Origin of the sequence: Nonomuraea roseola (assembly GCF_039535395.1) — a bacterium.
GTDB classification, from domain to species: domain Bacteria; phylum Actinomycetota; class Actinomycetes; order Streptosporangiales; family Streptosporangiaceae; genus Nonomuraea; species Nonomuraea roseola.
Genome location: NZ_BAAAXC010000015.1, coordinates 4,176,511 through 4,196,747, shown reverse-complemented (window position 1 = coordinate 4,196,747; position 20,237 = coordinate 4,176,511). Strand labels below are relative to the sequence as shown.

General features: G+C 70.3%; 20 protein-coding genes. 6 read left to right on the top strand and 14 right to left on the bottom strand.

Annotation, left to right across the window (positions count from 1 at the left end; translation table 11 throughout):
* Positions 1-20 precede the first annotated feature (20 nt).
* Complete coding sequence (locus ABFX55_RS43375) at positions 21-959, bottom strand: AraC family transcriptional regulator (protein WP_346129428.1); 939 nt, start codon at positions 957-959, stop codon at positions 21-23.
* Positions 960-963: 4 nt separating this feature from the next.
* Positions 964-1,890, bottom strand: a complete 927-nt coding sequence (locus tag ABFX55_RS43370) for an NADP-dependent oxidoreductase (RefSeq protein ID WP_346129426.1) — start codon at positions 1,888-1,890, stop codon at positions 964-966.
* A 375-nt stretch (positions 1,891-2,265) separates the two neighbouring features.
* Here ABFX55_RS43370 and ABFX55_RS43365 point away from each other — a divergent pair, with 375 nt between their 5' ends.
* On the top strand, positions 2,266-2,910 hold the full coding sequence (locus ABFX55_RS43365) for a formylglycine-generating enzyme family protein (RefSeq protein ID WP_346131418.1): 645 nt from the start codon (positions 2,266-2,268) through the stop codon (positions 2,908-2,910).
* An 82-nt stretch (positions 2,911-2,992) separates the two neighbouring features.
* Here ABFX55_RS43365 and ABFX55_RS43360 read toward each other — a convergent pair whose 3' ends face one another.
* From ABFX55_RS43360 to ABFX55_RS43320, 9 genes are all read right to left on the bottom strand, one after another.
* Entirely contained in the window at positions 2,993-3,358 is a 366-nt protein-coding gene (locus ABFX55_RS43360; protein ID WP_346129424.1) for a LuxR C-terminal-related transcriptional regulator, read from the bottom strand.
* A gap of 10 nt (positions 3,359-3,368) precedes the next feature.
* Positions 3,369-3,704, bottom strand: coding sequence for a hypothetical protein (locus tag ABFX55_RS43355; protein WP_346129422.1), 336 nt, complete (start codon positions 3,702-3,704; stop codon positions 3,369-3,371).
* 205 nt (positions 3,705-3,909) lie between these two features.
* Positions 3,910-4,914, bottom strand: coding sequence for a sugar phosphate isomerase/epimerase family protein (locus tag ABFX55_RS43350; RefSeq protein WP_346129420.1), 1,005 nt, complete (start codon positions 4,912-4,914; stop codon positions 3,910-3,912).
* On the bottom strand, positions 4,911-6,053 hold the full coding sequence (locus ABFX55_RS43345; protein ID WP_346129419.1) for a Gfo/Idh/MocA family protein: 1,143 nt from the start codon (positions 6,051-6,053) through the stop codon (positions 4,911-4,913). The genes ABFX55_RS43350 and ABFX55_RS43345 overlap by 4 nt, the downstream gene beginning before the upstream one ends.
* Positions 6,053-7,117 (bottom strand): substrate-binding domain-containing protein, encoded by a 1,065-nt coding sequence (locus ABFX55_RS43340; RefSeq protein ID WP_346129417.1) that lies wholly within the window; start codon positions 7,115-7,117, stop codon positions 6,053-6,055. The genes ABFX55_RS43345 and ABFX55_RS43340 overlap by 1 nt, the downstream gene beginning before the upstream one ends.
* Positions 7,114-8,085, bottom strand: a complete 972-nt coding sequence (locus ABFX55_RS43335) for an ABC transporter permease (RefSeq protein WP_346129415.1) — start codon at positions 8,083-8,085, stop codon at positions 7,114-7,116. Before ABFX55_RS43335 ends, ABFX55_RS43340 begins: the two co-directional genes overlap by 4 nt.
* Positions 8,085-9,569, bottom strand: a complete 1,485-nt coding sequence (locus ABFX55_RS43330; RefSeq protein WP_346129413.1) for a sugar ABC transporter ATP-binding protein — start codon at positions 9,567-9,569, stop codon at positions 8,085-8,087. The genes ABFX55_RS43335 and ABFX55_RS43330 overlap by 1 nt, the downstream gene beginning before the upstream one ends.
* The gene (locus ABFX55_RS43325; protein ID WP_346129411.1) at positions 9,563-10,720 is read right to left on the bottom strand and encodes an ROK family transcriptional regulator; all 1,158 of its coding nucleotides are present in this window, start codon (positions 10,718-10,720) and stop codon (positions 9,563-9,565) included. Before ABFX55_RS43325 ends, ABFX55_RS43330 begins: the two co-directional genes overlap by 7 nt.
* Positions 10,721-10,888: 168 nt before the next feature.
* Positions 10,889-11,761: an SDR family oxidoreductase gene (locus tag ABFX55_RS43320; RefSeq protein WP_346129409.1), complete on the bottom strand. Its 873-nt coding sequence runs from the start codon at positions 11,759-11,761 to the stop codon at positions 10,889-10,891.
* Positions 11,762-11,943: 182 nt separating this feature from the next.
* Here ABFX55_RS43320 and ABFX55_RS43315 point away from each other — a divergent pair, with 182 nt between their 5' ends.
* Positions 11,944-13,002, top strand: a complete 1,059-nt coding sequence (locus ABFX55_RS43315) for an NAD(P)H-dependent amine dehydrogenase family protein (protein ID WP_346129407.1) — start codon at positions 11,944-11,946, stop codon at positions 13,000-13,002.
* A gap of 16 nt (positions 13,003-13,018) precedes the next feature.
* On the opposite strand, the gene ABFX55_RS43310 is transcribed toward ABFX55_RS43315, so the two are convergent.
* From ABFX55_RS43310 to ABFX55_RS43300, 3 genes are all read right to left on the bottom strand, one after another.
* Positions 13,019-13,519, bottom strand: a complete 501-nt coding sequence (locus tag ABFX55_RS43310) for a flavin reductase family protein (protein WP_346129405.1) — start codon at positions 13,517-13,519, stop codon at positions 13,019-13,021.
* On the bottom strand, positions 13,516-14,028 hold the full coding sequence (locus ABFX55_RS43305) for an NADPH-dependent FMN reductase (protein ID WP_346129403.1): 513 nt from the start codon (positions 14,026-14,028) through the stop codon (positions 13,516-13,518). Before ABFX55_RS43305 ends, ABFX55_RS43310 begins: the two co-directional genes overlap by 4 nt.
* A 63-nt stretch (positions 14,029-14,091) precedes the next feature.
* Positions 14,092-15,150 (bottom strand): MBL fold metallo-hydrolase, encoded by a 1,059-nt coding sequence (locus ABFX55_RS43300; protein ID WP_346129401.1) that lies wholly within the window; start codon positions 15,148-15,150, stop codon positions 14,092-14,094.
* A 70-nt stretch (positions 15,151-15,220) separates the two neighbouring features.
* Between ABFX55_RS43300 and ABFX55_RS43295 the strand changes: the two genes are divergently transcribed.
* From ABFX55_RS43295 to ABFX55_RS43280, 4 genes are all read left to right on the top strand, one after another.
* A complete protein-coding gene (locus ABFX55_RS43295) occupies positions 15,221-16,309 on the top strand; it encodes a sensor histidine kinase (RefSeq protein ID WP_346129400.1) in 1,089 nt (362 codons plus the stop codon).
* Positions 16,306-16,911 carry a response regulator transcription factor gene (locus tag ABFX55_RS43290; protein WP_346129398.1) on the top strand — a complete coding sequence of 202 codons (606 nt, stop codon included), beginning with the start codon at positions 16,306-16,308 and terminating at the stop codon, positions 16,909-16,911. The genes ABFX55_RS43295 and ABFX55_RS43290 overlap by 4 nt, the downstream gene beginning before the upstream one ends.
* Positions 16,912-17,018: 107 nt before the next feature.
* Complete coding sequence (locus tag ABFX55_RS43285; RefSeq protein WP_346129396.1) at positions 17,019-19,496, top strand: glycoside hydrolase family 9 protein; 2,478 nt, start codon at positions 17,019-17,021, stop codon at positions 19,494-19,496.
* Between the two features lie 63 nt (positions 19,497-19,559).
* Positions 19,560-20,204 (top strand): B3/B4 domain-containing protein, encoded by a 645-nt coding sequence (locus tag ABFX55_RS43280; RefSeq protein WP_346129394.1) that lies wholly within the window; start codon positions 19,560-19,562, stop codon positions 20,202-20,204.
* Positions 20,205-20,237: the final 33 nt, after the last annotated feature.

Sequence of the window (20,237 nt, the reverse complement as noted above, 5' to 3'; positions counted from 1 at the left end):
CGCCGGTGGCCGTTCCGTCGTCAGGCCGTCCGGGTCTGGCGGCGGTAGCCGCCGGGAGCCATGCTGTACTCGCGTTTGAAGGCCTTCGCGAAGGCGAACTCCGAGCCGTATCCCGCCTGCGCGGCGACAGCGGTCAGCGGGGTGTCCGACTCACGCAGCAGCCGGGCCGCGGTCGTCATGCGCCAGCGGGTCAGATAGGCCATGGGCGGCTCCCCGACCAGCGCCGTGAACCGCCGGGCGAAGGCCGCGCGCGAGAGCCCTGCCCGCTCGGCCAGCGACTCGACGGTCCACGGGGCCGACGGGTTCTCATGGATGGCCGCCAGCGCCGGCGCGACCGCCGAGTCACCGAGCGCGGCGGCCCAGCCCCTCGCCGCCGCCGGGGGCTGGGCCTCCAGCCAGGCCCGCAGGACGTAGAGCAGCAGCGAGTCGATCAGCGTGGGGACGATGCCGTCCGATCCGATTCGTGGATTCTCCAGCTCGGCGCCGAGCAGCTGGACGGCGGCGCTCAGCTCGGGGTGGTGACCGTGCCGCGTCCGCAGATGGATCACCTCGGGCAGCTGCCGTACCAGCGGGTGCGGCCGCCCCTGGTCCAGGTGGTAGTTACCGCACAGCAGGCTGGTCAGCGCGCCGTCGCCGCCCAGCCTCACCGTGCCGATCGGCGAGCCTGGCTGGAACTGCTCGGGCCTTTCCACCTCGGCCGGTGTGGACGGATGGTCGGCGAGGATGTGGCCACGGCCGTCGCGCAGGAAGACCACGTCGCCGGGGCTCAGCGCGATCGGCTTCACCTGGTCGCCAGCGTCCTCCAGGGGGACCAGCCAGCACGTGCCGTACAGCACCACGTGGAAGCCGGCCCCCGCGACGGGCGGAAGCCGGAGGCCCCAGGGGGCACGGCCGTCGGTGCGGACGGACGTCGGCCGCCCGGTCCGCATCGAGCTCAGAGCCTCGGTCAGGATGTCCACGCACTCACCCTACGATCAGGACGACCTTGCCCTGTACCCGACCGGAACCGACCAGTTCGTGAGCCTTGCCCGCCTCTTCGAGCGGGAACGTCTCCTGTACGTGAGGCCGGATCCGTCCGGCGTCGATCAGTTCGGCGATCGCCTCCAGCGACGCGTAGTCAGGCTCGACCGACACCCCCGCGAAGTGCCGACCCGCCGCCTCTGCCTCGGCCTCCAGCTCCCGGTTCCAGTGCTCCATGATAGTCACGAGCGTGCCGCCCCTTCGCAGCACGCTCAGCGAACGCGAGCCCTGGGCGTTGGAGTCGAAGACGACGTCCAGATCGCGCACCGCGTCCGCGAAGTCGGCGACCCGGTAGTCGATCACCTCGTCCGCCCCGAGACCCCGCACGAACTCATGCCGCGCCTCACTGGCCAACGCGATCACGTGCGCCCCGCGCGCCTTGGCGATCTGCACCGCGAAGTGCCCGACGCCACCGGCGGCGCGGTGGATCAGCACCCGGTCGCCGGCCTTCACCCGCGCCGCGTCCACCAGCCCCTGCCAGGCCGTCAGCGCGGCCAGCGGCACGGCGGCGGCCTCCACGTGGCCGATCGAGGCGGGCTTGCGAGCGACCTGCCTCGAGGGCGCGGCGACGTACTCGGCGTATCCTGTCGCGGCACGGGGGAAGAACGGCATGCCGAAGACCTCGTCGCCCACCCTGAAACGGGCTCCTGGACCGGCCTCCTCCACGACGCCGGAGATGTCCCACCCCACCCCGAAACTGGGCTCGCCCAGCAGCGGATAGGCCCCCGACCTGACGGCGACGTCCACGGGGTTCACGCCACTCGCCATGACCCTGATGAGCACCTCACCGCCGAGGGGCTCAGGCCGTGCGATATCGACGGTCTCCAGGACCTCGGGGCCGCCAAAGGAATTCTGGACTACAGCACGCATGGGAGCTCTCCCTTGTCGTTCAGGTTGACGCCCCAACGTTAGGGAGGTCCGATGAGCGGCGTAATGGTCCGCCGTCTCGGAAACATGTCCGATCGTCTTCCGTCCGGACGCTCTCAGCCGCGACCGTTCGTTCTTCCCCGCCGCACTTCCCGCCCGCCCGTCCCTGCCGGCCGCCGTCTCGTCACGCCCCGGCAGCCGATCGCCGAGCCGTCACCCCTAGCCTGAAGCTGCGGCGCGCCCGGCAGGCACGTTCAAGTCAGCGCCGCACCCCTGAACACAGCACCCGCATCAGGGCGCGCGACCGACCTCGCGGCCGCCCCGGACCGAGAGGCGCGCCACGTGCACCCACCGACCGACGACCCGGCGCTCCCCTCGATGGTTCAGCTACCCGGGGGCGCCGTGGACCTTCGGGACGACCGACGCGGCACCCGCTGGCGGGTCGAGATCGCGCCCTTCCTGCTCGGCAGGTATCCCGTGACGGCGAGCCTCCACCGCGCCGCCACAGGGTCGGACCCCGATCCCTCCGCGAGCGCAGGCTCCCCCGTGACGAACGTCAGCTGGCTCGACGCGATCGACGCGTGCAACCGGCTCTCGGTGCTGTCCGGGCTGGACGAGGCCTACGCCGTCGACGCGCGGAGCGGGGAGGTGACCTGCGACTGGGCCTCCAACGGCTACCGCCTGCCGACCGAGGCGGAGTGGCAGTACGCCTGCAAGGCGGACACCACCGACTACCGGTACGGGGAGATCGACGACATCGCCTGGTTCGCCGACAACTCGGACGGCCGCGTCCACGACGTCGGCGGCAAGGCGCCCAATCCGTGGGGGCTGTTCGACATGCTGGGCAACGTCTGGGAGTGGTGCTGGGACCTCTACGACGAGGAGGTCTACGGCTCCTACCGCATCTTCAGGGGTGGGAGCTGGGCCGAGCCCGCGCGGGGCTGCGGAGCCTCCGTACGCCGCCGCAGTCACCCCACGTTCGCCATCGACGACCTCGGCTTCCGGCTCGCTCGAAGCATGTGACTCGAAGCATTGATGAGCCCCCGCGCCTCCGCCACGCCGGGTGGAGGGCGTCCCTGACGGCCACGCGGCGTCTTTCGAAGGTTCAGATCCAGCCGCGCTCCTTGGCCAGGAGCGCCGCCTGGAACCGGTTTCCCGCCCCCAGCCGGTTCATCAGCTCCGCCACGTGCGTGCGGAACTTGCGCAGCGAGATGTTCACCGCCCTCGCCGCGGTCTCGTCCTTGTCGTACAGCGCGAGCGCCTGCAGCACCTGGTGTTCGACGGCCGTCAGCGGCGGCTCGTTGAGGTCGCGTCCTCGTGCCCACATCATCTCGAACCCGTCGACGAGGGTGGCCACGACGCCGGGCTGGCGGATCATCAGCGCCCCCGCCAGGCGATCGGCGGGGTCGATCTGCACGAACGCCACCGACCTGTCGAGGAGGACGAGCTTCCTGTTAAGCCCGGTGGTCATCCGGTGCAGGTCACCCAGGGCGTGCTGCTCGCGCGTACGCCAGTTGCCCGGGGTCGCTCAGGCACTCCTCCGACACCAGGGTCCTGGCGGCGAGCCCTGCCGACAGGCGCCTGCGGAAGCGGGCGACCCGCGCGGCGTCGTAATGGGGGTTCCTCGCCTGGTTCTTGGAGTTCATGATCTCCTTGCTGGAGGAGGAGATCTCCTGGATGCGGCGGTTGACGTCGGCCACGCCCTCGATCCGCTCGACCAGTTCGACCGGACGGCCGGTGCGCTGCTCCTCCGTCAGGTCGCGCACGATGTCCCATGCCGCGCTGAGCTGGTTGAGCTCAACGCTCGCGGCCGACACGACGGCCTCCCACTTCGCCGCCACCCTGCGCTGAGCCGCGCTGCCGCACGACCCCGAGCTCTCCCTGGGCTCGGATCTGGTGCCGCGCCCGAAGGTCGCGGAGAAGGGCTATCTCCACGCCGTGGTGGAGCGCCTCGCGGGTGATGTGCAGGACGAGCGCGGCCGCCTCTGCCGTTCAGGTCCGAGGCGGCCGTGACCGCTCCGGCTACTCCGAGGAGAAGGCGGCGTCGAAGGCGGCGGTGGGCGGCGTGATGGCGTTCATCCTGCGGATGTAGTCGAGCGCCTCGGGAGCGCCGTCGAGCCTGTCCATCCCCGCGTCCTCCCACTCGATCGAGACGGGGCCCGTGTAGCCGATCGAGTTGAGCGCCCTGAAGCACTCCTCCCACGGCACGTCGCCGCGCCCCGTCGAGACGAAGTCCCAGCCGCGTCGCATATCGGCCCACGCCAGGTGGGACGACAGGCGGCCGCGGCGGCCGTCGCCGACGCGCACGCGGGTGTCCTTGCAGTCGACGTGGTAGATCCGGTCGGCGAAGTCGAGGATGAACCCGACGGGGTCGAGGTCCTGCCACACCATGTGCGAGGGGTCCCAATTGAGGCCGAAGGCCGGACGGTGCCCGATCGCCTCCAGCGTCTTCTGGGTGGTCACGTAGTCGTAGGCGATCTCCGAGGGGTGGACCTCGTGCGCGAAGCGGACCCCCACCTCGTCGAAGACGTCGAGGATGGGGTTCCAGCGGTCGGCGAAGTCCTGGTAACCGGCCTCGATCATCGACGCGGGCACCGGCGGGAACATCGCCACCGTGTGCCAGATGGACGACCCCGTGAACCCGACGACGGTGTCGACGCCCAGCAGGGCAGCGGCGCGGGCGGTGTTCTTCAGCTCCTCGGCCGCCGCCTGCCGTACCGACTCGGGGTCGCCTGAGCCCCAGATGCGCGCGGGCAGGATCGCCTGGTGCCTGGCGTCGATGGGGTGGTCGCAGACGGCCTGGCCGACGAGGTGGTTGGAGATGGCCCACACCTTGAGGCCGTGCTTGTCCAGCTGCGCCCTCTTGCCCTGGACATAGGAGGGGTCGGAGACCGCCTGCTCGACGTCGAAGTGGTCGCCCCAGCAGGCGATCTCGAGGCCGTCGTAGCCCCATTCGGCCGCCAGCCTGCACACCTCGTCGAAGGGCAGGTCTGCCCACTGCCCGGTGAACAGCGTGATGGGTCTCATGCGATCTCCTTGTAACTGCCGGAGGCGGCGCTCTCCTCGACGGCCGCCAGCACCCGCTGCACCCTGAGGCCGTCGGCGAACGAGGGCGAAGGGTCGCTCCCCGTGCCGACGGCCTCCAGGAAGTCCTTGATCTCGTGCGTGAAGGTGTGCTCGTACCCGAGGCCGTGCCCCGGCGGCCACCACGCGCCCACGTAGGGATGGTCGGGCTCGGTGACGAGCACCCGCCGAAAGCCTGAGTCGCCCGACGACACCCACAGCTCGTTCATGGCCTCGAAGTCGAAGGCCAGGCTGCCGAGCGAGCCGTTGATCTCCAGGCGCAGCGCGTTCTTGCGCCCGGTGGCGAACCTGGTGGCCTCGAAGGAGGCCAGCGCCCCCGCCGACATCCGCCCGATGAACAGCGCCGCGTCATCGACGGTGACCGTCCCCTTCTCGGAGGTACGGCTGCCGCCGAGCCCCGAGGAGGCCGACGCCAACGGCCGTTCCTTGACGAAGGTCTCGGTCAGCGCCGAGACTCCCACGATCGTCTGCCCCGTGACGAACTGGGCGGTGTCAATGATGTGCGCCCCGATGTCGCCGAGCGCCCCCGAGCCCGCCTTGTCCTTCTGCAGCCGCCACACCAGGGGGAACTCGGGATCGACGATCCAGTCCTGCAGGTACTGCGCCCTGACGTGCCTGATCTGCCCGAGCTCGCCTGCCGCCACCATGCGCTGCGCCAGCGCGACGGCGGGCACGCGCCGGTAGTTGAAGGCGACCATCGACCTGCCCTGCGAGGCGGCTGCCGCCGCGACCATCGCCTCGGCCTCGGCCACGGTGTTGGCCAGCGGCTTCTCGCAGATGACGTGCTTGCCCGCCTGGAGCGCCGCGATCGCGATCTCGGCGTGGGAGTCGCCCGGCGTGCAGATGTCCACGATCTGCACGTCGTCGCGGTTGACCAGCTCCTTCCAGTCGGTCTCGACCGCGGCCCACCCCATCCTGGCCGCCGCGTCGGTGGCGGCCGAGAGCGACCTGCCGGACAGCGCTGCCATCACTGGCGTCACCGGCAGATCGAAGAAGGCCGCCACGTTGCGCCAGGCCTGAGAGTGGACGCGTCCCATGAACGCGTAGCCCACCAGACCGACGCCGATGGTCGTCTGTGTCATCAGGATTCGAACCCCAGAGGTAGATAGGTCTGCACGTTCTCCTTCGTGATGGTCTCCGAAGCGAGCGTGATCGACTGCGGAACCTGGTTCTCCACGAGGTCGCTCATGCCCTTTCCCTGGGCGATCAACCGTGCCAGCTTGATGGCCGAGGAGGCCATCGTCGGGCTGTAGGTGACGGTCGCCTCCAGCACCGAGCCGCCCGACTGGATCTCCCGCATGGCGTTGGCCGAGCCCGCGCCGCCCACCATGAAGAACTCCTTGCGGCCCGCCTCGTTGATCGCGGCGAGCACGCCCACGCCCTGGTCGTCGTCGTGGTTCCACATGGCGTCGATCTTCTTGTGCGCCTGCAGCAGGTTGGCCGCGACCTTGTTGCCCGTCTCGACGGTGAACTGCGCGTCCTGCTTGGCCGTGACGCTGAAGCCGTAGGTCTTGAGCGCGTCGGCGAAGCCCTTGCTGCGGTCCTGGGTCAGCGGCAGCGTCGCGATGCCCTGGATCTCGACGATCACCGGGTTGGCCACGCCCTTGTCCTTGAGCTTCTTGCCGACGTAGTGGCCCGCGGCCACGCCCATGCCGTAGTTGTCGCCGCCGATCCAGGTCCTGTAGGCGAGCTTGTCGGGGAAGACCCTGTCGAGGTTGACCACCGGGATGCCCGCGGCGGTGGCCTGCAGCGCGATCTGGTTCAGCTGCTGGCCGTCGTTGGGCAGGATGACCAGCGCGTTCACCTTCGCCGCGATCAGCGATTCGACGGCCGAGATCTGCGCGTTGATGTCGTTGGTCGGTTCGACCGGCTTGAACTCCACGTCGGAGTACTGCTTCGCGGCGGCCTCGGCGTTCTTGGCGATGGCCGCGATCCAGCCGTGGTCGGCGGCGGGCGCGGAGAAGCCGATGACGACCTTCTCGCCCGGCTGGTCGTTGCCGCTGGCAGCAGGGGCGGGCGCGGGGGCCGAACCCTGCGCGGAAGGCTCGGCTGCGGGCTGGTTGCTGGTGCAGGCGGCGGTGGCCAGCAGGACGGCTCCGCCCACTCCGCCGGCAAGGAACCCTCTGCGCGCGACGTTCTCGGTCATGTTGCTCTCTCCTTGAGATTCCGCCGCTGGAGAAGGACGGCGACGACGATGATCAGGCCCTTGGCGACCAGCTGGTCGCTGGTGTTGAGCCCGTTGAGGATGAACAGGTTGGTGATCAGCGTGAAGATGAGCAGGCCGAGGATGGAGCCGATGATCGTGCCCCTTCCCCCTGTGAGCAGGGTGCCGCCGATGATGACCGCGGCGATCGCGTCCAGCTCGTAGAGGTCTCCATGGGTGGAGGAGCCCGTGGTGGTCCTCGCCATGATCAGGATGGCCGCGACCCCGCAGCAGAACCCGGACAGGGCGTACAGCAGCATCGTGTGCCTGCGCACGTCGATCCCCGCGAGCCTCGCGGCCTCCGGGTTGCCGCCGACCGCGTAGGTGCGGCGGCCGAAGGTCGTGCGGTTGAGCACGACCCAGCCGACCGCGACCACCAGCGCGAAGATGTAGACCAGCAGCGGGATGCCGAGCACCCTCGTGGTCGACAGGGCGACGATCGCCTCGTTGCCCTGCTGGATGAGCTGCGTCTTGCGGTCCGACATCCGTTGCGCGAGACCGCGCGCGGCGACCAGCATGGCGAGCGTGGCGATGAACGGCACCATCCGCCCGTAGGCGATCAGCAGGCCGTTGACCAGGCCCGCGCCGGTGCCGACGAGGATCGCGCAGACCGCCATGATGAAGGGGCCGAACGCCTGGGTGGCGAGCGTGGTCGCCCACACCGAGGCCAGCGCCATGATCGCGCCGACGGACAGGTCGATGCCACCACCGATGATCACGAAGGTCATGCCGACCGTGATCACGCCGATGGTGGCGGCCAGCGACAGGATGCTGACCAGGTTCGAGGCGGTGGCGAAGTTCTCTGGCACGGTCACCAGCCCGACGACGGCCAGCAGCACCAGAGCGATCACCAGCCCGAGATGCCTGGCCTCGCCGAAGCGCCGCCCTGTCAGCGAAAGGACCCCGTTCATCAGGCCGCACTACCTTCCATGATCATGTCCAGGACGGCGTGCTCGTCCAGGTCTGTGGCGGCGCCCTCGTGGATGACGCGGCCCTCGCGGATCACCAGCACCCTGTCGGCCAGGCCGAGCACCTCGGGCACCTCGCTGGAGACCAGCAGTACCCCGATCCCGTCGTCGGCCAGCTTCCTGATGACCGCGTAGAGCTCGGCCCTCGCGCCGACGTCCACCCCTCGGGTGGGTTCGTCGAGCAGGAGCAGCTTGCGCCCGTTCAGCAGCCATCTGGCCAGCACCGCCTTCTGCTGGTTGCCGCCCGAGAGGGTCTTGATCGGCCGCTGCGGATCGGGCGGCCTGATGTCGAGGGTCTCGACGAGCTGCCTGGCCTCGACGTCCTCGCGGGCCCTGTCGAGCCAGCCGAACCTGGCGTAGCGGCTGAGGCTGCCCAGCGTGATGTTGGCCGTCACGCTCTGGTCCAGCAGCAGCGCCTGGGCCTTGCGCTCCTCGGGAGCCAGGCCCATGCCGTGCCGTACCGCCTTGGTGGTGGACCTGGACACGGACGCGCCCTCCAGCAGGACCCTGCCTGAGGCGCGGCGCGCGCCGTACACCGCTTCGAGGATCTCGGACCTGCCCGAGCCGACCAGACCGGCCAGCCCGACGATCTCCCCCGCCTGCACCGCGAAGGAGATGTCGGTGAAGACTCCGGGTGCGGTGAGGTTCTCCACGCGCAGGACCTCTGCCCCCGGCGCGACGCCCGAGCGGGGAGGGAAGACGTACTCCACGTTGCGGCCGGTCATGAGCGAGACGACCTGCGAGGTCGGGGTGTCGCGGGCGGGCAGGCCGACCGCGACCGTCCTGCCGTCCTTGAGGACGGTGACCCTGTCGCCGATCTCCCTGATCTCCTCGAGGCGGTGGGAGATGTAGACGACGGCCACGTCCTGGGAGGTGAGCTCCCTGATGATGCGGAACAGGTTGGCCACCTCGTCGTGGGCCAGCGCCGCGGACGGCTCGTCCATGACGATCACGCGGGCCTCGTGGGAGAGGGCCCTGGCCATCGAGACCACCTGCTTGGCGGCCGGCGAGAGCCTGCCGACCTCGGTGGACGGCTTGATCTCCCCGTGCCCGAGCCTGGTGAGGATCTCGGTGGCGGTGCTCCTCAGCGCCCTGCGGCGGGTGAAGCCGAGACGGGTGGGCTCGTGCCCGAGCAGGATGTTCTCGGCCACGCTGAGCCCGTCGACGAGGTCGAGCTCCTGGTACATGGTGGCCACACCGAGCCTGATGGCGTCGACGGGGCTGCTCGGCCTGATGACCTCGCCGTTGAGCTCGATGGTCCCCTCGTCGGGCTGGTGGACGCCGGCGAGCACCTTGATGAGCGTGGACTTGCCCGCGCCGTTCTGGCCGAGCAGGCAGTGCACCTCGCCCGCGCGCACGTCGAGGTCCACCCCGTCCAGCGCCCGTACGCCGGGGAACTGCTTGACGATGCCACTCATGATCAGCATGTGACGATCCGATTGATGTTGTCGGGAGCGAGGTAGTGCTCGATGGCCAGCGTCCCCGCGCCCAGCGCGGCGGCGTTGACCCCTGTACGGCTGGGCACGATGACCAGGTCGTGGGTGGCCAGCGGGAGCGAGCGCCGGTAGACGGTCTCGCGGACGCCCGCCAGGAGGTGCTCGTGCACCCTGGCCAGCACCCCGCCGATCACGATGACCTCGGGGTTGAAGAAGTTGACCAGCCCTGCGAGCACCTCGCCGATGAGCCGGCCCGCCTCCCTGACCAGGCGGAGCGCGTGGGTGTTGCCGTTCTGGACGAGGGTGACCACGTCGGAGCCGGTTTCGGCGGAGAAGCCCAGGTCGGTGAGCCTGTGCGCGAGGGCCTCTCCTCCGGCCACCGCCTCCAGGCACGCGGTGTTGCCGCAGTGGCAGAAGGCCTGGTCGTGGCCGCTCACCCTGATGTGCCCGATGTCGCCCGCCGAGCCCTGCGCGCCCCTGTGCAGCTCGCCGCCCGCGACGATCCCGCAGCCGATGCCGGTGCCCACCTTGACGAACAGCAGGTGCGCCACCTCGGGGAAGGCGTTCCTGTGCTCCCCCAGCGCCATCACGTTGACGTCGTTGTCTACCAGGATCATGGTGGTGAAGCGGTCGGGGATGGGGTAGCCGTTCCAGCCCGGCATGATCGGCGGATTGTTCGGCCTGCCGGTGGCGAACTCCACGGGCCCCGGCACGCCGAGCCCCATCGCCCTCAGCGCGGTCGGCGGACGGCCCGCGTCTTCGAGCAGCGCGTGGATGCGCCGTTCCACGTGGTCGAGGACGGTTTCGGGCCCCTCGGAGATGCGCATCGGGTCCTCGGCCGCGGCCAGGACGCGCCCCGTGAGGTCCATGAGCGCGATCCTGCAGTGGGTCGCGCCCAGGTCGACGCCCGCCACCGCGTGGTCCTCGGCGTGCAGGCGCAGCTGCCGCGCCGGTCGGCCGCCCGTGGAGTCGCCACCCTGGGTCTCCTCGACGAGCCCGCGCTCGATGAGCGCGTCGACCCGCTGGGAGATCGTGGACCTGGCCAGGCCAGTGATCCTCGCGAGGTCCGACCGTGTGGTGGCCGACCCACTGCCGATCAGCGTCAGAACATCGCCCGGCGAGCCGGGGACGTCACCCGTCATGCCGCGACCATAAGAGCGTACTTATGCCGAAATCAAGAGATCGTCAGCACGAAATTGGACTGATACCTGAGTCCCTTCGGACGATCACCGAACAAAGTGCGGTCCTGACCGGCACAAGGAGCACGCCGGAGGGCCGCCCCACGCGGAGGCGGCCTCGCGGGGGCTCCTTCAGAGCATGGCCTTCATCGAGTCGGCGGCCGACAGCACGTAGGGCTGCTCGGTCATGATCGAGTCCCAGTTGGCGGCGATCGTCTCGGGCGACAGGTCGTCGGTCTTCCACCCGGGGCCCTCGGCCACGAAGACCCTCGCCACCTTGCCGCCGCCGACGCTGAACACCTCGCCCGTGACCTCGCACGACTCGTGCGTCAGGAAGGCCACCAGCGCGCTGACGCGCTCGGCGGTGAACTTCGCCTCGAACTCGGCGGGAAGCAGCGCCTCGGTCATGCGCGTCCAGGCGATGGGCGCGATGGCGTTGGCCTTGATTCCGCTGCGCGCGCCCTCGATGGCCAGGGTCTTGGTCAGCCCGACCAGACCCATCTTGGCCGTGGAGTAGTTCGCCTGGCCGAAGTTGCCGAACAGGCCGGCGGGCGAGGAGGTGTTGACGATCCTGCCGTAGCCCTGCTCCTTGAGATAGGGGTAGGCGGCCTGGCTGACCAGGTAGGACCCGCGCACGTGCACCGCGAGCACCGTGTCGAACTCCTCGACCGTCATCTTCCCGAACGACTTGTCGCGCAGGATGCCCGCGTTGTTGACGACGATGTCGACCTTGCCGAACGCGTCGACGGCGGAGCGCACGATGGCCTTGGCGCCCTCGGGGGTGGCGACGTTGTCGGTGTTCGCGACCGCCTGGCCGCCGTTCTTGGTGATCAGCTCGACGACCTCGGCCGCGGGGCCCGTCGACGCGCCCGTGCCGTCCAGCGCCCCGCCGAGGTCGTTGACCACGACATGGGCGCCGCGCTCGGCCAGGAGAAGCGCGTGCGAGCGACCGAGACCGTGCCCGGCGCCCGTGATGATGGCGACCTTTCCGTCGAACCGGAGCATGCGAACCCTCCACACTAGGAGAACAACATTCTAGTAAGGGCACAATATCCCGATGATGCTGTTGCGGACAGTGATCAGTCGGACGGATTTCTGCTAGAGTTCTTGACCCCGCTAGGGCGGCGGTCAACGACGACACCCCTCCCTGTAACGGCCCCGCCCACCATCCGGGCTGGAGGCTCTGCATGCCCACACAGCCGCCCCTCCGCGTGGTCCAGTGGGCCACTGGCGCCGTCGGCCGCTACGCGTTGCGCAGCCTGCTCAGCAGAGCGGAGTTCGAGCTCGCGGGCGTCCTGGTCTACGACCCCGACAAGGTGGGCATGGACGCGGGCGAGCTGGTCGGCATGCCGCCGGCGGGCGTCTGCTGCACCGACGACGTCGAGCGGATCATGGCGCTCGACGCCGACTGCGTGCTGCACATGCCGCTGCCCGCCTCCTACTTCGGGCGCGACCAGACCTCGGACGTCGAGACGATCTGCGCGCTGCTCGCCTCGGGCAAGAACGTGATCACCACGACGGGCTTCGTCTACCCGCGCTCCTACGGCCCCGGCGTCGTCGAGCGGCTCGAACAGGCCTGCAAGAAGGGCGGCAGCTCCCTCCACGGCACCGGCATCAACCCCGGCTTCATGAGCGACTTCCTGCCCCTGGCGCTGACCGGGCTGTCGAGCAGGGTCGACCACATCTACGTGCGCGAGTCGTCCGACTTCCGCGGCCATCCCTCCAGGCAGATCGTGGTCGACCTGGTCGGATTCACCCGCTCGGCCAAGGACTACACCGCGGCGATCAGGCCGTACAGGGCCTTCCAGCGTTCGCTCTTCGCCGAGAGCGTGCAGCTGGTGGCCGACGCCCTCGACGTGCGTCTCGACGAGGTGGAGGAGAGCGACGAGTTCGAACTGGCGACGGAGGAGTTCGAGATCTCGGCCGGGCTGGTGCGCGAGGGCACGGTCTGCGCCTCGCGCTGGGTCTTCTCAGGACTGGTGCGCGGACGCCCCTTCATGACCGTCGAGTGCGTCTACAAGGCCGACTCCACCAGGGTGCGGCGCTGGCCCGATCCCGGCTTCGCCATCCACATCGAGGGCGTGCCGCAGATGACCGTGACCGTGGACGAGGTCTCGCACGGGCTGGCCGCGGCGGCCGCCCGCGCGGTCAACAACGTCCCCGCCCTGTGCGCGGCCCCTCCCGGCATCCGCACCATGCTCGACCTGCCCGTCGCCACCGGCCGTCGCACCGTCACCCGCCACTGACCCCTGCGCCGCGCCCTCACGGATGGGGCTGGAAGCGGCCGTAGCGGCCGTGGTGGTAGAGCAGAGGGGCCGCGCGGGTGGTGGAGGCGGAGGTCACCAGGCCGACCACGAGGATGTGGTCGCCGATCGCCATCGTGGAGTGGGGCGCGCAGATCAGGTGGGCGGCGACGTCCTCCAGCAGCGGCGTCCCCGAGGGGCCTGGCCGCCAGCGGGTGGGATCGGCGAAGCGGTCGACGTCCTTGCGGGCGAAGCGCCCGGCCACGTCGTGCTGGTCGCCCGCCAGCACGTTGACGGCGAAGCTGTCGGCCAGCCGCAGCCACGGCCAGGTGGCCGACGACTGGGCGACGTAGAAGGACACCAGCGGAGGGGCGAGGCTGACCGAGGAGAACGAGGTCGCGGTGAGCCCCACGGGAATGCCCCGCGAGTTGGCGGTGACGACCACGACGCCCGCCGCGTGTCTGGCCAGCGCACTGCGGAAGCGCTCGCCGTCCACTCCTGTCTCGTCCGTGATCGTCATCGCAGGGCCTCCTCGCCCAGGGGGATCTGCGGGACGACGAGGTCGGCCCACGCCGCCAGAGCCTGCCCGCCGGGAAGGTCGGACTCCAGCAGCGCGAGCCCCGGGGTCGGCACGGAGGCGCCGAGTTCCAGCAGAAGCGGCCTGAAGTGGACCTCCACGGCGAGGGCGTGCCTGGGATCGCCCATGACCAGCACGGGCAGCGCCGTCCTGCCCGTGAGCGCCCCTGGCGGGAGCCTGTCGAGGAAGGCCTTGAGCAGGCCGGTGTAGGTGGCCTTGTAGGTGGGGCTGGCGATGACCGCCAGGTGGGCCCCTCGCACCAGCTCCAGCGCCGCTTCCAGGCCGGCGTGGGCTTTCGTGTCGAGGAGGACGGGCCCGAGGGCGGACAGGTCGACGACGTCTCTCTGACACTCTTGGCCGAGTCTCGCGGCGACGGCCTCCGTGGCCGCCACCGCCGCTGCGAGAGTTCTGGATCCGGTTCTCGGGTTTCCGACGACGGTGACGATGTTCATCGCTCTCCTCTCGTCACCGACGCTACGCAGACGCCACTCTAAAGTCAACTTTTCCTACTAGCTTTACATGGAATACCAGAGATCCGCCTCTCCAGGGATCCTGCGCACCCGCCCCTTGGCCTCCAGCCAGGCCAGGTGGGCGAGGGTCTCGTTGTTGGCCGCGCGCCGCATGAACGGCTGGATCGACTCCCACGGCCGCGACCAGGTGAGCCTGGTGGCGATGTCCCAGCAGGTGATGCCGTCGTGCGCGCCGATCACCTCGACGATCTCCTCGAGCCTGTCCTCGTGGTGGCCGATCACGTAGTCGACGCGCTCGGCCAGCTCCTTGAAGCGGTACTCGTGCGCGGGCAGCACCTCGTCCACCTCGAACTTGCGCACCGCGACCAGCGCCTCGAGGTAGTCGGCCAGCGGGTTGGGCGTGGACTGCGGGTGCACGGCCACCATCGGAGTGATCTTGGCGAGCACGTGGTCGCCCGAGAACAGCACCCTGCGCGACTCCGAGAGGAAGCACAGGTGCCCTGGCGAGTGCCCCGGCGTCCACACCGCGCGCAGGTCCCAGCCCCGCAGGTCCAGACGGTCGCCGTCCTCGACCAGCCGGTCGGGCCTGGCCATGGTCACCATGTGCCTGATCATCATCGACGCGCCCGCCAGGGTGTCGAGCACGGTCTGCGGCACGCCCGACCTGACCAGGAGCGCCTTCTCCTGCTCCACCAGCGTCTCGACGTAGTCGTCGTCGTACCGGTCGCGCAGCAGGCGGGCGTCGGCGGGATGGAGGGCGATCCACGCGCCCGAGACCTCCCTGACCCGCCCTGCGAGGCCGTAGTGGTCGGGGTGGATGTGGGTGACCAGCACGGCCTTGACGTCGGTGATCGAGTAGCCCGCGACGGCCAGCCCCGCCACGAGCGCGTCGTAGGCCTCGTCGGTGTTCCATCCCGCGTCGACGATCGCCACGCCGTCAGGCAGTTCGAGGGCGTAGACGAGGACGTAACGCAGGGGGTTGATCGGAATGGGCACCGGGATGGACCACAGGCCCGGCCTGACCTTCTCGACCTCGGGGAGCGTTCCACCGAGCCAGGCGGCCCGCTGGGCCTCGTTCGCCGCCGTCACCACAAACTTCGACATTTGGCCATTGTTCCAGAACCATATTCTGTCGGCCTCACCGGCCGGAGCGCGCCCGCCTAGAATTGCGCGCGTGCTGCGCTGGGCCAGGCTCGCGACCCTGGCGACCCTGAGCATGACCGTGCTGACGAGCCTCGTCATGCCCGGCGTCGGCCTGCTGCGCGAGCCCGATCCCCTGCTGGTCGTCCTGGGCGCGCTCGGCATCGTCCTGTTCGCCGCCGCCCAGGCGGGCGTGCTGTACGCGGCGGTCACCCCTGCGGTGGACCCCGGTCTCCGGCGCCGGATCTTCGCCGCCGCGACCGTGGCCTCGGTCCCGCTGGCGGGGCCGCTGGCCGTACCCGACTGGCAGACCTGGGCGTGGATCGGCGGCTCGGTCGTCGCGACCGCGCCGATGCTGACCACACGGCGGTGGCCCGCGCTCACCGTCATGGCGGCGGCCACCGCCGCCTCCGCGGGCGTCGCGCTGTGGGCTGGCGACCAGGTCCGCCCGTATGTCGCGATCACGGTCATCCTCGGGCTGTCCACGCTCACGATCAGCGGCCTGCAGGTCTGGCTGTGGAACCTGCTGATCGAGGCGCAGGAGGGCCGCGCCGCCCAGGCCAGGCTGGCGGCGGTGGAGGAGCGGCTGCGCTTCGCGCGTGACGTGCACGACGTCCTGGGCCACGATCTCTCGGTGATCGCGCTCAAGGCCGAGCTGGCCGAACGGCTGGTCTCCCTCGCGCCGGAGAAGGCCGCGCAGGAGGCCGCCGACCTGCGCCGCGTGGCCGCCGACGCGCTCACGAACCTGCGCGCGGCCGTCCATGGCTATCGCGAGGTCGACCTGGCCGCCCAGCTCACCGCCGTCGCGCAGGTGCTGCGCTCCTCGGGTGTGCGCTGCACGGTCACGGGCCCCGACCGCGAGCTGCCGCGCGAGGTCGCCGTCCAGCTCGCCACGGTGCTGCGGGAGGCCACCACCAACATCCTCAGGCACAGTACGGCCGGCTGGTGCGAGATCGTGATCACCGGCACCAGGATGACCGTGACCAACGACGGCGCAGGGCAGGCCGTTCCCGACCGCCACAGCTCGGGCCTGCACGGCCTGCGTGAACGCCTGGCCGAGGTCGGCGGCGCGCTGCGCACCTCGGTCGAGGGCGACGTGTTCCACCTGGAGGTGACGCTGTGATCAAGGTGCTGCTCGCCGACGACGAGGAGCTCATCAGGACGGCGCTGGCCGCGCTGCTCGGCCTGGAGCCCGACCTCGAGGTCGTCGCCCAGGCCGCCGACGGCAGAGCAGCCGTCGACACCGCGCTGGCCCACAGGCCGGACGTGGCCGTGGTCGACCTGGAGATGCCTGCCCTCGACGGGCTGGAGGTCAGCGCCGCGCTGGCCGCCGCGCTGCCTTCGTGCAAGGTGGTCATCCTCACCGGGTACGGCAAGCCGCCGCTGCTCAAGCGGGCCCTCGACGCGGGGGCGAAGGGCTTCCTGCCCAAGGGCTCCCCCGGCGGCGCGCTGGCCGAGGTGATCAGGCGCGTGCACGCGGGTGGGCGCTACGTCGATCCCGCGCTGGCCGCCGACGCGCTGACCGCGCCCGAGTGCCCGCTGACGCCGCGCGAGCTCGAGGTGCTGCGGCTGGCGGAGTCCGACACGCCGGTGGCGGTGATCGCCCGCCGTACCCACCTGTCGGGCGGGACCGTCCGCAACTACCTGGCGGCCGCCGTCGCCAAGCTCGGCGTCTCGAGCAGGGGCGAGGCGTTCAGGCTGGCCCGCGAGCACGGCTGGCTGTAGGAAGGGCCTTCCGGCGAAGGCGCGTGAAAGTTTCATGGCCCGTTGACGGCCCGGCGGGCGAACGACAGGCTGGGAGCGCTCCCACCACCCTCTCCCGAGGAATGATGATGCGACATTGGGCCGCGGCCTTATCCCTGCTCACCGCGATCGCGCTGGCCCCCGCCACGGCGCACGCCGACGAGGGCCCCGAGCAGATCGTCAACGGCACCTTCGAGACCGGCACCGCCCCGTGGTGGAGCACGGCCAACACCAGCCTCGCGGTGTCCGAAGGGCGGCTGTGCGCCGACATCCCCGGCGGTACCGCCAACCCATGGGATGTGATCATCGGCCTCGACGGCGTGCCGCTCGTCGCAGGCGAGACCTACGCCTACAGGTACTCCGCCTCGGCCGGTCCCGCCAGGGTCGCGAGGGCGCTGATCCAGCTCCCCGTCGACCCCTGGACGCAGTACCTGTCGGCCTCCCCCGAACTCGGACCCGAGCCAGGGGCCCACCACCACACCTTCACCGCGCCCGTGAGCCTGCCGAACGCCCAGGTGGCCTTCCAGCTCGGGGGCAGCGCCGACCCATGGAGGTTCTGCTTGGACGACGTGTCACTCAAGGGCGGCGCCGACCCCGACGTCCACGAGCCCGACACAGGGCCCAGGGTTCGCGTCAACATGGTCGGATACCTCACGAAGGGCCCGAAGAACGCCACCGTGGTCACCGACCTGACCACGCCCTTGGCCTGGCAGCTCAGGAACGCAGAGGGCGACACGGTGGCCGAGGGCTCCAGCAGGCCGCGCGGCCTGGACGCCAGCTCGGGCCAGAACGTCCACTCCATCGACTTCGGCTCCTACGCCAGGCCAGGCCAGGGCTACACCCTGACCGCCGACGGCGAGACCAGCCGCCCCTTCGACATCGGCGACGACCTCTACGACGAGCTCCGCGTGGACGCGCTGAAGTTCTACTACACCCAGCGCAGCGGCATCGAGATCCGCGACGACCTGCGGCCCGGCTACGGCAGGCCGGCGGGCCACCTGGACGTCGCGCCCAACAAGGGCGACACCCAGGTCCCCTACGGCGACGCCTACACCCTTGACGTGCGCGGCGGCTGGTACGACGCCGGCGACCACGGCAAGTACGTCGTCAACGGCGGCATCTCGGTCCACCAGCTCATGTCGGCCTACGAAAGGGACAAGACCGCCTTCTCCGACGGCCAGCTCACCATCCCGGAGAGCGGGAACGGGGTGCCCGACATCCTCGACGAGGCCAGGTGGGAGCTGGAGTTCCTGCTGTCCATGCAGGTGCCCGACGGCAGGCACCAGGCGGGGATGGCGCATCACAAGATCCACGACGTCGCCTGGACCGGCCTGCCCCTGCTGCCCCATCTCGACCCGCAGCAGCGCACCCTGCACCCGCCGTCCACGGCCGCCACGCTCAACCTGGCCGCCACCGCCGCGCAGGCCGCACGGATCTTCGCCCCCTACGACGCGGCCTTCGCCGCCCGCGCCATGACCGCCGCGCGCAAGGCGTGGGCGGCTGCCATGGCCAACCCCGCCGTCCTCGCCGATCCAGCCGACAACGTCGGCGGCGGACCGTACGACGACAAGGACGTCTCGGACGAGTTCTACTGGGCCGCCGCCGAGCTGTTCATCACGACGGGAGACAAGCCGTTCGCCGACTTCGTCATGGCCTCGCCGCATCACAGGGGCGATGTCTGGCTCGAGCGCGGCTTCGACTGGGGCCACACCGCCCAGCTCGGCCGCCTGCAGCTGGCGGCGGTGCCGAACGCGCTGCCCGACCGCGCCCGGGTGCGCGCGTCGGTGCTCCAGGGGGCCGACTCCTACCTCGCCACGCTCAGGTCGCACCCGTACGGCGTGCCGTACGGACCGCCCGACTACGACTGGGGCTCCAACAATCTGATCCTCAACAACATGGTCGTCATGGCCGTCGCCCACGACCTCAGCGGAAAGGAGAAGTACAGAGCGGGTGTGCGCGAGGGCATGGACTACGTCCTGGGCCGCAACGCGCTCAACCAGTCGTACGTCACCGGCTACGGCGAGGTCGCCGCCAAGAACCAGCACAGCCGCTGGTACGCCCGCCAGCTCGACGCCTCGCTGCCGAACCCGCCCAGGGGGACGCTGTCCGGCGGCCCCAACTCCGCCATCCAGGACCCCGTCGCCCAGCGACTGCTGAAGGGCTGCGCGCCGCAGTTCTGCTACATCGACGACATCGAGTCGTGGTCGACCAACGAGCTGACCATCAACTGGAACTCCCCGCTGGCCTGGATCGCCTCGTTCCTCGCCGACAGGGGGAAGCGGGCCTCGTGCACGGTGTCGTACGCCGCGCACGGGCCCGCAGGGCAGATCAGGCTGACCAACACGGGAAAGAAGCCCATCGAGGACTGGAGCCTGCGCTGGTGGTTCCCCGACGGCCGGCGCGTGGCACGTGACTGGGGAGCGGAGCTCTCGCAGTCAGGTCCCGTCGTGACGGCCCGCGGCCCGGCCGTCAGACCGGGCAGGTCGGTGGTGTTCGGGTTCCTGAGCGACAGGGCGAAGGGCGCCTCCCCCGAGGTGTTCCTGCTCGACGGCGCCCGTTGCGCCTGAGGCCATGAAGCGGCGCGGGCCCTGCCTCCTCCGGGGCCCGCGCGTTGGTCCTACGCTGGTCACATGCTTGACGACATCACCGTTGACCCCTCGGTCACCGCGCTGCGGCCCGACTTCGCCGTCCTCGCCATCACCGCGCACGGGCTGCGCAACGGCCCCACCGACGACAGGTCACGCGGCTGGCTGGCCGAGGCGAGGCCGGTGCCGAACGACCACGAGAAGCTCGAGTCGTGGAGGGAGGCCTACCGGGCGTTCGGCACGAAGCCGTCACGCACCAGGCCCTCGGTGGACGCGCTCTCGCGCAGGCTGCCGCTTCCCGAGATCAACCAGGTCGTCGACGCCTACAACGCCATCAGCGTGAAGCACGTGCTGCCCATCGGCGGCGAGGACCTCGCCCGCTACCAGGGCCCCGCGCGCCTGGTGCGGGCCGTGGGCGACGAGCCGTCGGAGGAGGCGCTCGGCGTGCCCGAGCCAGGCGAGGTCGTCTGGCGCGACGACCTCGGCGTCACCTGCCGCAGGTGGAACTGGCGTCAGGTGGCGCGCACCAGGATCACGGAGGAGACCACGGACGCGCTCTTCCTCCTGGAGCGCCTCGAGCCGTTCTCGCTCGACGAGCTCAAGGTGGCCGGCGAGGAGCTGGCCGAACTGCTGTCGGAGATCACTCCTGAGGTGCGCATCGTGACGAGACTCATTGTTAGCGGGACGTAAAACCCCCGCCGAAGTGTTGATACCGAATGGTAA

Bases quoted from the DNA above. Each gene is read 5' to 3' on its own strand.
- ABFX55_RS43310 (WP_346129405.1), bottom strand. From the start codon at position 13,519: ATGACGATCACGGACGAGACAGGAGTGGACGGCGAGCGCTTCCGCAGT.
- ABFX55_RS43370 (WP_346129426.1), bottom strand. From the start codon at position 1,890: ATGCGTGCTGTAGTCCAGAATTCCTTTGGCGGCCCCGAGGTCCTGGAG.
- ABFX55_RS43345 (WP_346129419.1), bottom strand. From the start codon at position 6,053: ATGACACAGACGACCATCGGCGTCGGTCTGGTGGGCTACGCGTTCATG.
- ABFX55_RS43360 (WP_346129424.1), bottom strand. From the start codon at position 3,358: ATGACCACCGGGCTTAACAGGAAGCTCGTCCTCCTCGACAGGTCGGTG.
- ABFX55_RS43320 (WP_346129409.1), bottom strand. From the start codon at position 11,761: ATGCTCCGGTTCGACGGAAAGGTCGCCATCATCACGGGCGCCGGGCAC.
- ABFX55_RS43280 (WP_346129394.1), top strand. From the start codon at position 19,560: ATGCTTGACGACATCACCGTTGACCCCTCGGTCACCGCGCTGCGGCCC.
- ABFX55_RS43325 (WP_346129411.1), bottom strand. From the start codon at position 10,720: ATGACGGGTGACGTCCCCGGCTCGCCGGGCGATGTTCTGACGCTGATC.
- ABFX55_RS43315 (WP_346129407.1), top strand. From the start codon at position 11,944: ATGCCCACACAGCCGCCCCTCCGCGTGGTCCAGTGGGCCACTGGCGCC.
- ABFX55_RS43340 (WP_346129417.1), bottom strand. From the start codon at position 7,117: ATGACCGAGAACGTCGCGCGCAGAGGGTTCCTTGCCGGCGGAGTGGGC.
- ABFX55_RS43365 (WP_346131418.1), top strand. From the start codon at position 2,266: ATGGTTCAGCTACCCGGGGGCGCCGTGGACCTTCGGGACGACCGACGC.
- ABFX55_RS43330 (WP_346129413.1), bottom strand. From the start codon at position 9,569: ATGCTGATCATGAGTGGCATCGTCAAGCAGTTCCCCGGCGTACGGGCG.
- ABFX55_RS43335 (WP_346129415.1), bottom strand. From the start codon at position 8,085: ATGAACGGGGTCCTTTCGCTGACAGGGCGGCGCTTCGGCGAGGCCAGG.
- ABFX55_RS43350 (WP_346129420.1), bottom strand. From the start codon at position 4,914: ATGAGACCCATCACGCTGTTCACCGGGCAGTGGGCAGACCTGCCCTTC.
- ABFX55_RS43285 (WP_346129396.1), top strand. From the start codon at position 17,019: ATGCGACATTGGGCCGCGGCCTTATCCCTGCTCACCGCGATCGCGCTG.
- ABFX55_RS43300 (WP_346129401.1), bottom strand. From the start codon at position 15,150: ATGTCGAAGTTTGTGGTGACGGCGGCGAACGAGGCCCAGCGGGCCGCC.
- ABFX55_RS43305 (WP_346129403.1), bottom strand. From the start codon at position 14,028: ATGAACATCGTCACCGTCGTCGGAAACCCGAGAACCGGATCCAGAACT.